Consider the following 13028-nt stretch of genomic DNA (forward strand, 5'->3'; position numbering starts at 1 on the left):
AGTGGCTCCAAAGACCACTGCGCCGCCAGCGCGTCCCAGAGAGGAAATCTTGACCATGAGCAAAGATGCACTCAGTCCGGAATACCGGGAGGACGCCCTGGCGGCGCTGCGTTCCACGGCGGAGCCCGGCCAGCAACTGGACATCCTGATTGTTGGCGGCGGCGTGGTGGGTGCCGGTGCCGCCCTGGACGCAGTCACCCGCGGACTCAAAGTGGGCATGGTGGAGGCCCGGGACTGGGCGTCGGGCACGTCGTCGCGTTCCTCCAAGCTTATTCACGGCGGTCTGCGTTATCTGGAGATGCTGGATTTTGCCCTCGTAGCCGAGGCGCTGAAGGAACGCGGCCTGCTGATTCAGCGGATCGCCCCGCACCTGGTCAAGCCCGTACCGTTCCTCTACCCGCTGACACACCGGTTCTATGAGCGCCCCTACGTTGGTGCCGGCATCATGCTGTACGACACCATGGGCCTGACCTCCGGTAATTCCCGCGGGGTGCCGATGCACAAGCACCTCAGCAAAAAAGCCACGCTCCGGGCGGCGCCCAGCCTGAAGGATGACGCCATGGTTGGCTCCATCCGCTACTACGACGCCCAGGTGGACGACGCCCGGTATGTTGCCAACATGGTCCGCACCTCAGCGCACTACGGCGCCACCGTGGCCAACCGGGTGTCCGTGGTGGACTTCCTTCGCGAGGGTGAGCGTGTAGTGGGTGCCCGGGTCAAGGACTCCGAGACCGGCCGGGAATTCGATGTGTTCGCCCGCCAGGTGGTCAATGCCACCGGCGTGTGGACCGACGAAACCCAGGCCATGGTGACGGACCGGGGACAGCTGAAAGTCCGGGCATCCAAGGGTGTGCACCTGGTGGTTCCCCGCGACCGGATCCAGTCCACCGTGGGCATGATCCTGCGCACGGAAAAATCCGTGCTGTTCGTGATCCCGTGGGGCCGGCACTGGATTGTGGGCACCACGGACACCGACTGGAATCTGGACAAGGCACATCCCGCAGCAACCTCGGCGGACATCGACTACTTACTGGAGCATGTGAACAGCGTGCTGAAAACTCCGCTGACGCGCGAGGACGTTGAAGGCGTCTACGCCGGCCTGCGGCCGCTGCTTGCCGGCGAGAATGATTCCACGGCCAAACTCTCCCGCGAACACGTGGTGGCCCATCCCGTGCCGGGGCTGGTGGTTGTTGCCGGCGGCAAATGGACCACCTACCGGGTCATGGCGAAGGATGCCGTGGATGAGGCCGCCCGGGCGCTGGACGGGAAGGTGCCGGAAAGCTGCACCTCCACCATCCCGCTGCTGGGTGCGGTGGGCTATAAGGCTGCCTGGAATCTCCGGCACCGCACCGCGGAGCACTATGGAGTCCATGTGGTCCGGGTGGAGCATCTGCTCAACCGTTACGGATCCCTGGCCAACGAGGTGCTGGAACTGATCCGTGCCAATCCTGAGCTGGGGGAGCCCCTGCCCGGAGCGGACGATTACCTGCGCGCCGAAGTGGTGTATGCCACCACGTCTGAGGGTGCCCGGCATGTGGAGGACGTCCTGGCCCGGCGCACCCGCATCTCCATCGAGTCGTGGGACCGGGGAGTCTCCGCTGCCCCGGTTGTGGCCGAACTTATGGCGCCCATCCTGAACTGGAGTCCGGAGCGGGTGGAGCAGGAAGTGGCCCACTACGAGGCGCGGGTGGAAGCCGAGCGGCGCAGCCAGGAACAGCCCGATGATGTTTCGGCCGACGCAGCACGGTTGAAGGCCCACGACATCGCTCCGCTGGCCTGAACCGGAACCGACGGAAGTGGAACCTGAACTCTCCCTGAATGAAAAGGGCGCCGTCCTGACGGTCCCTGAAATGGTCATTCTGCAGATGGAAGCGGCCGACCGCTCGGATGCGGCAGCCCAGCTTGCCCGGCGGATGTATGACCAGGGACGGATCCGTAATTTGGAGGTGTTCCTGGAGCAGGTCAATGCCCGGGAACACCAAATGGCCACCGGGCTGCCCGGCGGCATCGGCATGCCGCACGCGCGCAGCGAGGAAGTGGTGCAGACCTCAATTGCCGTGGGGATCACCCGCTACGGGCACAGCATTGATTTTGGTGCGTCGGACGGACCGGCCACCGTGGTTCTGCTGATAGCCACGCCTGCCAAAGCCTTCTCTGAACACTTGGAAGTCCTGGCCACCCTCGCGCGGTCGCTGTTCCGCCCGGCCTTCCGGGATTCGCTCCGCCGGGCCAACGACGCCGAAGTCATTTCCGAACTGATCAACTCCTCGCTGGTGTTTTTTGACCATTGACGGCGCCTGCTGATGCCGTGGTGCCGGAGCTGCGCACAGCAGGCATTGGGTTTTCTACACGGGTACGAAGTACGGTTAAGGGGTGCTGAAAACTGCCCTGCAACCCCGCTGGATCGCCGCCCTTCTCTTTGCGCTTGCGATCTCGACGGTCTTCGTGCTCCTGAGCCAGTGGCAGTTTTCGACCGCCGAGAGTGAGCTGCCGCCCGCCGCAGGTGAAACCGAAAACGTCCGTCCCCTCACCGAGGTGTTCACCCCCGGTGTGGAACTGATGGGCACCGAGGCGGACCAGATGGTCTCCATGAACGGTTCCTTCCGTGGTGAGGACACCGTACTGATTGACCAGCGGCTGTACGACGGGGACCGCGGATACTGGGTGGTCACCGCATTCGCCGTGGAGGGAGCACCGGACGGCGCTGTCATGCCGGTGGTCCGCGGCTGGGTTGCCGAGCCCGGCGATGCCGAACCCGCCCCGTCCGGGGACGCCGTCGTCGTCGGCCGTCTGCTGCCGCCCGAAGGCCCCATCGCAAAGGCACCTGAAGAGGAAGGCGTCCTGCCCAGCCTCTCCAGCGCCGAACTGATCAATGTCTGGGACACCCCGGGGTATGCGGCGTTCGTCACTGCCAACGAGATCACGGTGGACGGTGAGGCTCCGGAAACCGGAGACATGCGCGTAGTCGACGTGGATGCGCAGCCCCAGGAAACTTCAGTGAACTGGATGAACATCTTCTACGCCATCGAGTGGGTGGTCTTCGCCGGGTTCTCCGTCTTCCTGTGGTGGCGCCTCGTGGCGGATGCCCACCAGCGTTCCCTCGAGGACGACGACGATTATTACGACGACGACGACGAAGACGACGACGAGGGCCCCGTCCCGGGGCGTCCGGCACCGACCAGTGAGGTACAGAAGTGAGCGACCCAGTACAGGCCCCCGCCGGGGCACCCGCAGCAACCAAGAAACCGCGCCGGAAGAAGCGCCGTTTTGGCGGCACCCACGCCCAGATCCGTTCGGCCCTGACCTTTTACAAGGTTTCTTCCTACGTCACGGGTGTGTTTCTTCTCCTGTTGTGCATTGAGATGATCCTCAAATACGGGTTGAAGATCGAGGAGATCACCGTTGGCCCGCTGAACCTTTTCACGGGTGTGCTGATTGCTCACGGCTGGTTGTACGTGGTCTACCTGCTGGCTGACTTCCGCCTGTGGCAGCTGATGCGCTGGCCGTTCTCGAAGTTCATCCTGATCGCCCTGGGCGGTGTGGTGCCCTTCCTGTCCTTCATTGTGGAGGGCCGTACGCACAAACAGGTCCTTGCGGAACTCGCTGCCCACCCGGAAGCGGCCAAGCGCTACTGAGGCACCGGCTCCCGCGCGGATGTGCGGCGCGGATGCTCCGGCGACTATCCTTGAAGCGTGACTAATTCCGCGACCCCTCCCATAGAAGAGCGCCCTGTCCTAGTTGTGGACTTCGGCGCCCAGTACGCCCAGCTCATTGCCCGCCGGGTACGCGATGCAGATGTCTATTCCGAGGTGGTGCCCCACACCTGGACCACGGAACAGATCCTGGCGAAGAACCCGGCCGCGATCATCCTTTCCGGCGGCCCTTCCAGCGTTTACGCCGAAGGCGCCCCCGCAGTCAGCGAAGGCCTGTTTGAGGCAGGTGTCCCCGTCCTGGGCATCTGCTACGGCTTCCAGGCCATGGCCAACGCCCTGGGCGGCAAGGTCGCCAAAACCGGCCTGCGCGAATACGGCTCCACCGACGCCACCGCCGTCGGAGGCCCGCGCTCCATCCTTGAGGGCACGCCGGAACAGCAGAACACCTGGATGAGCCACGGCGACAGCGTCCAGGAAGCTCCGCCCGGATTCGACGTGCTGGCCACCACGGCCGGTGCCCCCGTTGCGGCTTTCGCCAACGAAGAGAAGCAGCTCTACGGCGTCCAGTGGCACCCGGAGGTGAAGCACTCCGCGCACGGCCAGTCCGTCCTGGAGAACTTCCTGTTCAAGGGTGCACGCCTGGACCGCAGCTGGACCACGGGCAACATTGTGGAAGAGCAGGTCGAACGCATCCGCGAGCAGGTGGGCAGCTCCCGCGTGATCTGCGGGCTCTCCGGCGGCGTCGACTCCGCCGTTGCCGCAGCACTGGTGCAGCGTGCCGTCGGCGACCAGCTGACCTGCGTGTTCGTGGACCACGGCCTGCTGCGCGAAGGTGAAGCCGAACAGGTGGAGCGCGACTTTGTGGCATCCACCGGCGTCAACCTCTACGTCGCCAATGAGCAGAAGCGCTTCCTCGAAGCCCTCGCCGGCGTCACGGATCCGGAAACCAAGCGCAAGATCATCGGCCGCGAGTTCATCCGCGCGTTCGAAGAAGCCGAGCGCGCCATCATGGCCGAGGCAGCTGCTGCCGGTGAACCCATCCGCTTCCTCGTTCAGGGCACCCTGTACCCGGACGTCGTCGAATCCGGCGGCGGCGAGGGTGCAGCCAACATCAAGAGCCACCACAACGTGGGCGGGCTGCCCGAGGACCTGAAGTTCGAGCTGGTGGAACCCCTGCGGGCCCTGTTCAAGGACGAGGTCCGCGCCGTGGGCCGCGAGCTGGGCCTGCCGGCCGAGATCGTGGGACGCCAGCCGTTCCCCGGCCCCGGACTGGGTATCCGCATCATCGGCGAGGTCAACCAGGAACGCCTGGACCTGCTGCGCCGCGCCGACGCGATCGCCCGTGCCGAGCTGACCGCAGCCGGCCTGGACAACGACGTATGGCAGATGCCGGTTGTCCTGCTGGCCGATGTGCGCAGCGTGGGCGTCCAGGGCGACGGCCGCACCTACGGACATCCGATCGTCCTGCGGCCGGTTTCCAGCGAAGACGCAATGACTGCTGACTGGTCACGCCTGCCGTATGACCTGCTGGCACGCATCTCCAACCGCATTACCAATGAAGTCGACGGGATCAACCGCGTGGTGCTGGACGTGACGTCCAAGCCGCCGGGAACCATCGAGTGGGAGTAGATTGACCGCGGGGGACAGCCGAACAGGCTGTCCCCCGCGTTGCTATGTCGGGTAAACCCGGCAGGAAGCGATAGTTTGGAAGGTATGCCAATTTGGTCAAGAACGTCGCGCGGAAGTGCAGAAAAGAGGGCACCAGTGTCTGAGCAGAATCCCGGGGACAACGCCTCGGACTTCCTGCTGCCGTGGCTGGGACAACTGGGACAGCATGCCGGATCGGACACGTTGCTTCACTTCACCCCGTCACCCTCCAACAGCATCGATCTGACCCATGCGCACCCGTCCGGGCTGGCCCAGCTGCTGGCGGGACGCCGCACGCGCCTGTCCACCCTGCTGCGCGACTCAGAGCAGTACGGTGCCGCCATGAAGGCCGGGCGCCTGCTGCGTGCGAAAATCTACGAGCTCGGCACGGACCGAGGCATCGACGTCGGCTACCTGGCCGCCGGCACCGCCTCCTGGCGCTACGCTGACGACGACGCCGTCCGCCCCGAGTCGCTCACCGCTCCGGTCCTGCTGACCCCGGTCTCGCTGACCGTGCACCCCTCACAGGACGACTATGAGCTGCAGCTCACCGACAAGGCAGCCCTGAACCCCGCTTTTGTCCGCCACCTGCAGCATGAACAGGGCCTGGACATCGACGTCGAGGCACTGGCGCGTCTTGCCTACGGCACCGCGAGGTTTGATCCGCACCCGGTCCTGGAAAAACTGCGGGCCGTCACGGAGGGGGTCCGCGGCATCAACATTGAACACCGCCTCCTGGTCTCCACCTTCGCTGATCTGTCGGATCTGGCTGAAGACAGCGCCCTGGACCCCGCCCACCCCATCCTGCGGGCCCTGATGGACTCCGCACGCGGCACGGGCAGCGCCGCCCCGGATGCCAAGGATCCCGCACTGCCGCCGTTGGATGACCGGCTGCCGGCCGATGAGCTGCTGGTACTGGATGCCGACCATGAGCAGCAGGACGTCCTGGACCTGATCCTGGACGGCCAGTCACTGGTGGTCTCCGCGCCTCCCGGAACCGGACAGACGCAAACTGCCCTCAATGCCGCGGCTGCGCTGGTCCATGCCGGGAAGTCCGTTCTCGTGGTGGCCGAACGCCGCGGGACGCTGAATCAGTTTGTCTCCGCGCTGGATTCCCTGCACCTGGGATCCGCCGTGCTCCAAATCAACGCCGGCCTGACTGAGCAGCAGCTGAAGGATCAGTTGATTCGGGCCATCGTCCGCAACGAAAAGGCTGCGGACCCGGATCTGGAAAGCCTGCACAAGGTTCTGGTCTCCAACCGGCACCAGCTGCGCGACCACGTGAAATCACTGCACAACGTTCGCCGGCGCTGGGGCTGCTCGCCCTACCAGGCCATGCAGTCCCTGGCGGAACTCACGTCCATGAGCCCTGCACCGGCCACCACTGTCCGGCTCAAGCGCAGTGTCCTGGACAGCATCACGGACCGGACCGAGCTGACCGGAAGGCTGCGCCGGGCCGCGGAATTGGGCAGCTTCAGCCGTGCCGCCACCACCAGCCCCTGGTTCGGCGCCAAGCTGCTCAACCGCAAGGAAACGGAAGAGGCGTACGAGCTCACCCAAAGCCTGGCCCGGGACCTGCCCGAACTGCGCGCACAGGTGCAGTCCGTTGCCGAACACTCGCAGATCCGCCTTGGTGAAACTTTTGCACAGTGGGGCGAGCAGCTGGAGCTGCTGGTCGCGGTGCGTGAAAGCCTGGACAAGTTCACCCCGGACATCTTCGACCGTCCGGTCAGTGACCTGATTTCCGCCACGGCGTCCTCGTCCTGGCGGCGTGAACGCGCCGTGGACATGAGCTCCATGACCCGGTCCCGCCTGCGGCGGGTCGCCAAGGAGTACATCCGGCCCGGGGTGCACATTTCAGACCTGCACTCCTCACTGGTTGAGGTCCAGCAGCAGCGCGCCGTGTGGGGCCGCTACGCCACTACGCAGCGCCACCCCTCGGTGCCCACCGGGCTGGCCGACATCAACCGGTCCTACATCACCGTCAAGGACCAACTGGACACCCTCACGGGCATTCTTGACGGGACGCCTGCCAAGCCGAACCTCGCCGAGCTGACGCTGGATGAGCTGGAGAAGCAGCTCGATGCGCTGGCCGGGGACCGGGAAACGCTGGAAACCCTGCCCGAACGCACCCTCCTGCTGGACGAAATGCGCGGCCAGGGTCTGGGCGAGCTGCTGGATGACCTCGAAGCCCGTGAAGTCCAGCCGCGGCAGGTTGGCTATGAGCTTGAGCTTGCCTGGTGGCAGTCGGCTCTTGAAGCGATGATCAGCGGCGATGATTATTTGGCTATGTCCGACGGCGACAGCCTGCGCCGGCTTGAAGCCGAATACCGTCTGGCGGACAACGCGCACATTGCCTCCGGCAGCGCCCGGGTGCGGTTTGCCCTCGCGGACAGGTGGCGCCGTGGAGTGAAGGCTGCGCCCTCCGATGCAGCCGCTCTGCGCGACGCCATCAAGAACGGTCCGCTCACCCTGCCGGACCTGTGCGCTCAGTCAGCCGAGCTGGTTTCCGCACTGCTGCCGGTCTGGGCCGCCAGTCCGCTGGTCCTGCCCATGGTGCTGCCCGGCACCAGGTCCTTTGACGCCGTCATTGTCCTCGACGCCGAATCCACCTCCCTGCAGTCCGCGGTTCCCGCCCTGGCACGGGCCGCCCAGGTCATCGCTTTCGGTGACGGGGAGCTTGGCGGTCCGAGGCCGTTCACGATTGGCGTTGAACCCTCCCGTCCGGCGGGGGAGCAGCATGACCTCGTCAGTGTTTTCGAAGCCCTGACCGCCGTCCTGCCGACCCGGACGCTGTCCACCGTGTACCGCGGCACTGACCGCGCACTCATGAATCAGCTGAGCCGCAGTTTCTATGACGGCCGCCTGACCATGGTTCCGCGCGGCGCCGAGGTTTCTTCCGCTGAACGTCCGCTCACCGTCGAATACCTGGCGGACGGCACGGGTATGCCCAGCGCCGACCACGAGGGTGTCGAAAGCGTGGCCGCCGAGGTCAACCGCGTTGTAGACCTGGTCTTCGAGCACATCCGCCGCCGTCCGCACCAGTCCCTGGCAGTTGTCACGGCCAGCCCGCGGCATGCCGTGCGTGTTGCCGAGGCAATCCGGGTGCAGATGGCCAATTTCCCCTGGGCCTCCGACTTCTTCACTCCGGGCAAGGAATCCTTCCGGGTGGTCCCCGTGGACCGCGCGGCCGGGCTGGTGCGCGACAGCGTGATTTTCTCCCTCGGGTTCGGGCGCACTCCCCACGGCCGTGCACTGCACACCTTCGGGCCGCTGTCCGCGTCCGACGGGCGGGGAAAGTTCCTCACGGCCATGACCCGTGCCCGCAGCAGGCTGCATGTCCTGACATGTTTCCGGCCCGAGGACCTGGACAAGTCCCGCCTCGGGTACGGTGCCCTCGATTTCTACGACCTCATCAAACGGGAACTGGACCAGTCGGCGCCTTCCGCCGCCCAGCGCAGCGAAGCTGCCGAAACGGGTTCGGCGCCCCGCGGAGCCGAGAACATTGCAGGCGGGATCATGGAGGAGGATCCGCTGGTGGCTGACCTCGTCAACCGGCTGCGGGCCCGCGGTGCCAAAGTGTGGGACCACTATCAGGGAGCCATCGATATTGTGGCTACCGTTGACGGCAGCAACGCCGACGGTGAACCCGCCGTGCCGATGGCCATCGAGTCCGACGGCACCGAGCGGTACCGGACAATGAGCGTGCGTGAGCGCAGCCGGCTGCGGCCCCAGCTGCTGGAACGTCTGGGGTGGCGCTATATGCCGCTGTGGACCATTGAGGTTTTTAGCGATCCGTCAGCCTGCGCGGATCTGGTGGGACGATACCTCAACCTGCCCGCACCCAGGGAAGGTGAAGGAAAGCCGGTCCAGTCCGGGGGGACTTCCGTCAGCGGGTCGCTTGCCCGCCGCGGCAGCCTCCCCTCAAAGCCGCACGGCAGCAGCCGGATCAGGGAACGCGGCACAGTTGCACCCAAGCCCGAGACTGATCCTGATGCATCAAGCCGGGAGGCACGGCGGCCGTGACGCCCCGGAAGCCGCACCGCCGCGCGAGCGGGGGCACCGTCCCCCGCCCGCTGCCGGCACGGAAGGAAGAAGCCCCGGCCGAACTCAAGGCCAAGGCCGCGGAGGACGATCCCCGGGTGTGGGGCGATGAACCCGAGGACCGGGACACCTGGCTGCTCGAACAGCGGCCGCCGCACTGGGACTGACACTGTCGTCGCCGGGACTGTCACTGTCGTCGCCGGGAAAAGCTCAGCCCCCGGTAAGGATCAGGTGAACCAGGCCGGACCCCGAGGCGGAGGCAAGGGCGGCAGCCTGGTCAGGTGCGGCCGCCAGTACCACCATGGCATCGGTTTCGGCGGAACCCGGCCACGCGGAAGCACCGTCCGCAGCCGTCCACAGGATGGGTGCTCCGGAGGCGAGAAGCACCGGGCTGTCCGAATGCTGCATGCCGTCGGAGCCTGCGAGGACCACGTCCACCAGCTGTCCAGGGGCCAACAGCGCAACCATGGCAGGATCGGCTGGGCGGATCGCCACCGCCACGGAACCGGGCGGGGCTCCGGTCAGGAGTCCTTTACCCACCAGCGATGTCTGCAGCACCGGGCTGCCCTGCTTCAGGGGAGTGGCCAGCCGCTGGCCGGCAACCTGACCAGGGGCAGCGAATGAGCCCGGGGGCATGGTTGCTGCCGGAACCGTCACCGTCCGGAGGTCCCGTGACGTGAGTACGGCTCCGGCCGGCAGGTCCGAGGCCGAGACGACAAGTGGATTTTCACCGGCAGCAGGCGGCAACAGCGCCTGGACGGCTGTGCCCGCGGCGGCGCAGCACAAGAGGGCCGCGATCAGGCGCCTGCGGCGGAGCAGGAATCTTTTTAACCGCAGGCGAAGGGCGGAGGCGAAACGGGGACTTGGTGCGGGGTAAGGACTCACGCACCGAACCTAGGCCCGGTCAACCGGGCAGGAACGCATCGTTCGGGCTGCTGAGGATATTTCTTCCCCGAATGTCCCCGTATGCCCGCTGGGGAGGAGCGTTGGGCCGCTAAGCGGCGGAAGAGCCCTTGCCTGAGGACGAGCCGGAGGATCCTGCGGACGCGGAAGAAGTTGCCGGTGCCGGTGACGAGGCAGCTGTAGAGACAGTGGACGAAGCACTGTCAGTCTTGGCCGGTGCTGCCGGAAGGGTGCTCTTGGCATCGCGGGAATCAGTGCGGTAAAAACCCGACCCCTTGAACACCACCCCTACACTGTTGAACTTCTTCCTCAGGTTGCCGCTGCACTCGGGGCAAACCGTCAGGGTGTCATCGGTGAAGGACTGCTGGATATCGAACGTGTGGCTGCAGTCCTTGCAGGCATAGGCATACGTAGGCACTGTTACTTACTCCTCCTGAAAACCAAGATGTCAGGACCCGGGCCCGCCTGATTCACTGACTACTGTCAGGCCCGGCTGGCACTCGGTGCCCTTGAGTGCTAACTATACACCGGCCTAAGCGGCAGATTCGTCCACTGTGAGGGGGTCAGCACCGCGTTCACCGGCTGGTCCAGGGAATCGGATTCCCAGGACCCTGCAGACACAAATTCCTGGTCATAGACCACGCCAACCGCCGGGGCAGCGTTACCCCTGGCCCTGAAACCGGACAGGAACCGGTCGTAGTAGCCGCCGCCCTTGCCCATCCGCATCCCCTCGGCATCAACGGCCAGGGCCGGGATAAGGAGCAGTTCGAGGTTTGGGAGGTCCTGCACCGACAGCCTGGGCCCGGCAGGTTCGGGAACGGACGGGAATAACCCGGGTACGAGGGATGATTCGGGTGTCCAGCGGCACCAGGAAAGCTGGCGCTCAGGCTCGCAGACCGGAACCACGACGTCGTATCCCCCCGCGTGCAGTCCTGCCAGCAGCGGACCTGTGTCAGGTTCACGTCCGGCGGACAGGTACGCGGCCACCGTGGCAGCGGGGGACACCAAACGCGGAATGACGGTGAAAGCACGGGCTGCCAGCGACCGGCCGGCAACCAGCGCAGCGGCGGATGGCAGCTCCCGCCGGCGCCGTCGATATTCGTTCCGGGCCTGGTCCTTGGAAGCAGCAGAGTGAGGCATCCGACCATTGTCCCAACCGCGGCGTGAAAATGGCGCGCATTTGGTGGAATGGGGCCCCGCTTATGTACTCTTACGGACATGACTTCACGTGCCACCGTAACCAAAGCCGTAATTCCCGCAGCCGGGCTGGGTACCCGTTTCCTGCCGGCAACCAAAGCCATGCCGAAGGAAATGCTGCCGGTAGTGGATAAGCCCGCCATTCAATATGTGGTGGAGGAGGCCGTCAATTCCGGTATGTCCGACATCCTGATGATTACCGGCCGTAACAAACGATCCCTCGAAGACCACTTTGACCGCGTCCCTTTTATCGAAAAGACGCTTGAGGATAAGGGCGATCTCGAAAAACTTGCACTGGTGCGGGCGGCTTCTGAACTCGGCGAGATCCACTACCTGCGCCAGGGTGACCCCAAGGGTCTGGGACACGCCGTGCTGCGGGCCAAGCTTCACGTCGGAGATGAGCCGTTCGCTGTACTCCTCGGTGATGATCTGATTGACGCCCGTGACGAACTCCTGACCAAGATGGTCGAGGTCCAGGCCAAGACCGGCGGTTCGGTTATTGCCCTCATCGAGGTGGAGCCGGAGCAGATCAGCGCCTATGGCTGCGCCGACATCTCCGTGGTCGAAGGCGAAGACTACGTCCGTGTGAACAAGCTGGTGGAAAAGCCGGATGTTGCTGACGCACCGTCCAACCTTGCCGTTATCGGCAGGTATGTCCTGCACCCGGCGGTGTTCGATGTGCTGGAGGAAACCGGCCCCGGACGCGGCGGAGAAATCCAGCTGACCGATGCCCTGCAGACCCTGGCCGCACGGGAAGAGGGTGAAGGCGCCGGCGTGTACGGCGTCGTGTTCCGCGGCCGCCGGTATGACACCGGTGACAAGCTGAGCTACCTGAAAGCCGTAGTGACGCTGGCCTCCGAGCGCGAGGACCTCGGTCCGGACCTGCGCGAGTGGCTCAAGGACTTCACCGGTACGCTCGAAAGCTGATGTCGTGTGGGGGTCGGCCATCTGGCCGGTGACGCTGGAATGCGGCGACCTGGGGCTGCGCCCCATCCGCTACCGCGACCGGCGCGAGTGGACGGACCTCCGCATCCGCAATGCCCAATGGATGGCGCCCTGGGAAGCAAGCAATCCGCTTCCCGGCGGCGACCTTCCGTCCTATGCGGCTATGGTGCGCAGCCTGAACCAGCAGGCGCGCCAGGAAACAGCACTCCCTTTCCTCATCACTGAACGCGAGGGACTGCGTTCTGCGCCGGCGATTGCGGGGCAGCTGACCGTGTCCACCATTGTCTGGGGATCAGCCCGCATGGCCACCCTGGGGTACTGGGTGGACGAAGCGAGGGCCGGCCGGGGGATCGCGCCGACAGCGGTTGCTCTGGCTACGGACCACTGCTTTGGTGCCCTTGGACTCCACCGGATGGAAATCAACATCAAACCGGAGAACGCCGCCAGTCTTCGCGTTGTCGAAAAGCTGGGTTTTCGTGATGAAGGGCTGCGGAAACGATATTTGCACATTGCCGGGCAATGGGCTGATCACCGCAGCTTTGCCCTCACTACCGAAGATGTTCCGGAGGGATTGCTGACCCGCTGGCTGGCCAGGACATGACAGCGGGGCATCCTTTTTTGGCACTGAACTCCGACACA

12 protein-coding genes are annotated in these 13028 nt (G+C 65.3%); 9 read left to right on the forward strand and 3 right to left on the reverse strand.

Going from position 1 to position 13028, the window contains the following annotated elements; genetic code table 11:
• Nucleotides 1-55 precede the first annotated feature (55 nt).
• The 7 genes from CXQ89_RS04925 to CXQ89_RS04955 all read left to right on the forward strand — a co-directional run bounded on the left by CXQ89_RS04925 (nucleotide 56) and on the right by CXQ89_RS04955 (nucleotide 9511).
• Nucleotides 56-1780 (forward strand): glycerol-3-phosphate dehydrogenase/oxidase, encoded by a 1725-nt coding sequence (locus CXQ89_RS04925; protein ID WP_104160458.1) that lies wholly within the window; start codon nucleotides 56-58, stop codon nucleotides 1778-1780.
• A gap of 70 nt (nucleotides 1781-1850) precedes the next feature.
• Entirely contained in the window at nucleotides 1851-2291 is a 441-nt protein-coding gene (locus CXQ89_RS04930; RefSeq protein WP_104160698.1) for a PTS sugar transporter subunit IIA, read from the forward strand.
• Nucleotides 2292-2373: 82 nt separating this feature from the next.
• Nucleotides 2374-3198 carry an SURF1 family protein gene (locus CXQ89_RS04935; RefSeq protein WP_258059864.1) on the forward strand — a complete coding sequence of 275 codons (825 nt, stop codon included), beginning with the start codon at nucleotides 2374-2376 and terminating at the stop codon, nucleotides 3196-3198.
• Complete coding sequence (locus CXQ89_RS04940) at nucleotides 3195-3635, forward strand: DUF3817 domain-containing protein (protein ID WP_104052679.1); 441 nt, start codon at nucleotides 3195-3197, stop codon at nucleotides 3633-3635. The genes CXQ89_RS04935 and CXQ89_RS04940 overlap by 4 nt, the downstream gene beginning before the upstream one ends.
• 57 nt (nucleotides 3636-3692) lie before the next feature.
• Complete coding sequence (guaA, locus tag CXQ89_RS04945) at nucleotides 3693-5282, forward strand: glutamine-hydrolyzing GMP synthase (protein WP_104052678.1); 1590 nt, start codon at nucleotides 3693-3695, stop codon at nucleotides 5280-5282.
• A gap of 135 nt (nucleotides 5283-5417) precedes the next feature.
• On the forward strand, nucleotides 5418-9326 hold the full coding sequence (locus tag CXQ89_RS04950) for a DUF4011 domain-containing protein (RefSeq protein ID WP_181032225.1): 3909 nt from the start codon (nucleotides 5418-5420) through the stop codon (nucleotides 9324-9326).
• The gene (locus CXQ89_RS04955) at nucleotides 9323-9511 is read left to right on the forward strand and encodes a hypothetical protein (protein ID WP_104052677.1); all 189 of its coding nucleotides are present in this window, start codon (nucleotides 9323-9325) and stop codon (nucleotides 9509-9511) included. The genes CXQ89_RS04950 and CXQ89_RS04955 overlap by 4 nt, the downstream gene beginning before the upstream one ends.
• A 43-nt stretch (nucleotides 9512-9554) precedes the next feature.
• Here the strand turns inward: CXQ89_RS04955 and cpaB are convergent, their stop codons facing one another.
• The 3 genes from cpaB to CXQ89_RS04970 form a co-directional block, all read right to left on the reverse strand.
• Nucleotides 9555-10229, reverse strand: a complete 675-nt coding sequence (cpaB, locus tag CXQ89_RS04960) for a Flp pilus assembly protein CpaB (protein WP_258059866.1) — start codon at nucleotides 10227-10229, stop codon at nucleotides 9555-9557.
• Between the two features lie 109 nt (nucleotides 10230-10338).
• A complete protein-coding gene (locus CXQ89_RS04965; RefSeq protein ID WP_104160459.1) occupies nucleotides 10339-10665 on the reverse strand; it encodes an FmdB family zinc ribbon protein in 327 nt (108 codons plus the stop codon).
• 98 nt (nucleotides 10666-10763) lie between these two features.
• Entirely contained in the window at nucleotides 10764-11387 is a 624-nt protein-coding gene (locus CXQ89_RS04970; protein ID WP_104160460.1) for a 5-formyltetrahydrofolate cyclo-ligase, read from the reverse strand.
• Nucleotides 11388-11465: 78 nt separating this feature from the next.
• Between CXQ89_RS04970 and galU the strand changes: the two genes are divergently transcribed.
• Together galU and CXQ89_RS04980 are read left to right on the forward strand one after the other, a co-directional pair.
• Nucleotides 11466-12371, forward strand: a complete 906-nt coding sequence (galU, locus tag CXQ89_RS04975) for a UTP--glucose-1-phosphate uridylyltransferase GalU (protein WP_104052674.1) — start codon at nucleotides 11466-11468, stop codon at nucleotides 12369-12371.
• A gap of 4 nt (nucleotides 12372-12375) precedes the next feature.
• Entirely contained in the window at nucleotides 12376-12990 is a 615-nt protein-coding gene (locus tag CXQ89_RS04980; protein ID WP_104052673.1) for a GNAT family N-acetyltransferase, read from the forward strand.
• Nucleotides 12991-13028 lie beyond the last annotated feature (38 nt).

This window comes from Arthrobacter sp. ZGTC212, assembly GCF_002929255.1.
GTDB lineage: Bacteria > Actinomycetota > Actinomycetes > Actinomycetales > Micrococcaceae > Arthrobacter_B > Arthrobacter_B sunyaminii.